Genomic DNA, 2,277 nt, shown 5'->3' on the forward strand with positions numbered 1-2,277 from the left:
TGAGGAAAGCATAACGGTTTCCGCTTTTGCGAAAGCTGTTCTTCTTGCTTAGCAAGAGAAGAAAGAGGGTTACCCAAACCCTTATATATTACTTCTTATATATTCATAATTGTAGCTTATTCCTTACCCATTACTCCTTACTTATCTCATTAAAACAATACATTAACCTATAGAAAGACGATCCCCATGACAGTATTCATCCGACCTGAGTTCACCCCAGGCACCCTGCTCACCTTCAACGGCTACCACCTCCAGATCTTTGCTGCTGGTCGTGCCAAGATCAGCCTCCAAACGGTGACCAACATGAAGAAGACGGAGTTCTACACCGCCCTCCCAAAGAAGGATCGTGCGGCGTTACAGCGACAGAAGAAGCGCTCACTGGCTGACCTTCCTGATCACTATGCAGCCATAGACCAGCTTTTGTCCGACCACCCTGACGCCAAGGTCTTCCGCGTCCATGCCAAGGGCGACAACAATGCCACCGCTGACAACGCCCACCTCATTGCCTCGCTGGAGCAGGCATCCCTATGGCTGATCATGTCTGGGGTAGTCCACCGATGGGAGCTCACCACCCTACTTGTCCAGGTGCTCCTCGAGGGCAAAGGTAAGCGCAAAGGCGAGGCCAGCATCTTTAACGAGTACGTCCCTACCCAAGACCATGACTGGCAGGATGCGACCTTCGAGATGGCGGACTATGCCAAGGGCTTCCGTGAGGGACCGGCCAGCAGTGGTGTCCCTACGGCACCCACGGCACCTCCGTCAAAGGCAGCACCACCCCCAAGCCTTGCGATCACTCAGCCCAAACCGAAGTCAGCACAACGTGCTCAGGCAGTCTCTGTGGTCACTGACTATGTCCAAGACAATCCGGCCAATGACCCCATCTTCTTTGCTGACCAACCTCATGACCCACCCGAAGAGACCTTCTCCGAGCAGCAAGACACCCAAGCTTGGAAAACCACATCAAAGGGGCGGTCAACGCTCTACGGAACAGACGATTTGCGGGCTCAGTTGGGAATGTGAGTGAGCTTGGGCGGGACAGTCGGAATATACTTGCAAAAAACCCAAAAGCATCATGGCCTTACGTGGAAATTCCAGACAAGATTGTCGGAACGTAAACGCTGCAAACGACTGAATTTCAATTGCCAAAGGGACGTGCTGGGCGCTTCTGCGTGGGTGGGACCTTGTGTAAGCCTAGTTACAACCCACCTACGCGGCCAAATCCTCAACGGCATCATGTGCTCCTCGCAGGGAGGTCTCGGCATCTATCATCAGCTGATCAGCAGCGATCACATCGACATTAACGATCCCAATAAATCCCAACACATGCCGCATGTAGTTGGTTGCAAAGTCGACTTCAGATCCAGAAGCCACTCCGCCGGATGCTACTGCAAGGACTGCGCGCTTGTTGTTAAGCAATCCGACTGGACCAGTTTCCGTATAGGCAAATGTGACGCCAGCACGAGCCACCAGATCAACCCATGCTTTTAGCGCTGCTGGAACACCAAAATCGTAGATTGGAACACCAATAACCAACGTGTCAGCATCCATAACTTCCCGAATAAGTTGATCAGAATATGCGAGGCTTTCGATCTGTTGGGGGGTTCGGTCAGCTTCTGGCGTAAAGTTCGCTCCTACCCAAGATTCGTCAATTAGAGGCACACCATCCAACAGATCACGGGTAGTCACTTCAATGCTACCCAACTTTGCAATGATCCGGTCAGCCAACTCACGGGTAACAGACCCATCGCGACGGGCTGAAGCGTCAATCCTCAAAACTTTTGGCATGCTTTCGGTTCTCCTAACGGACAAGAAACTGAATATCTTGAGAGGTTAGTTACTGCACCAGCGCCCTTGCCCAACTCATATTTACTCTTTGAGCGCCTGCATGACTGTCAAACTAAGACCTTTGCCCTAATTTTAGGCCACAATGCTCTAAAGCGCATCGCTTTCAAAATGGCCTCCTTCCAGCATTTGAGAGTGAGCGGATCACCGTCTTGGCTACCGCCTTGCCACCCAAGCCTATGGCACGCGTTGGGAGGTTCTCTGCGGGTGGGACTCTATGCTAGTCGTTTTGTAATCCACCCACCCTACTTTTCCACCCTATCGGTAGTACCGGGTGCTGCGGCGGTAGTGGCCCAATGAGCGATAGTTTGTGGCAGTCTTGCTGTCACACTGTCACAGGCGGAGCTAAGGTTCTGATATAACGACACCTTGCTGAGACAGCCGTACTGTCACAGGTGATGTCTTTGCTGTCACACCTCCACCCCAAAAACTGAG

General features: G+C 52.1%; 3 protein-coding genes. 2 read left to right on the top strand and 1 reads right to left on the bottom strand.

What is annotated here, in order from left to right; genetic code table 11:
* The first annotated feature begins 186 nt into the window (after positions 1 to 186).
* Positions 187 to 1,020, top strand: a complete 834-nt coding sequence (locus tag V6D20_03185) for a hypothetical protein (protein HEY9814797.1) — start codon at positions 187 to 189, stop codon at positions 1,018 to 1,020.
* Positions 1,021 to 1,206: 186 nt separating this feature from the next.
* Here V6D20_03185 and V6D20_03190 read toward each other — a convergent pair whose 3' ends face one another.
* The gene (locus V6D20_03190) at positions 1,207 to 1,785 is read right to left on the bottom strand and encodes an NAD(P)H-dependent oxidoreductase (protein ID HEY9814798.1); all 579 of its coding nucleotides are present in this window, start codon (positions 1,783 to 1,785) and stop codon (positions 1,207 to 1,209) included.
* Between the two features lie 66 nt (positions 1,786 to 1,851).
* On the opposite strand from V6D20_03190, the gene V6D20_03195 reads away from it, so the two are divergent.
* Complete coding sequence (locus V6D20_03195) at positions 1,852 to 2,142, top strand: hypothetical protein (protein HEY9814799.1); 291 nt, start codon at positions 1,852 to 1,854, stop codon at positions 2,140 to 2,142.
* Positions 2,143 to 2,277: the final 135 nt, after the last annotated feature.

The sequence above is a fragment of the Candidatus Obscuribacterales bacterium genome, assembly GCA_036703605.1.
GTDB lineage: Bacteria > Cyanobacteriota > Cyanobacteriia > RECH01 > RECH01 > RECH01.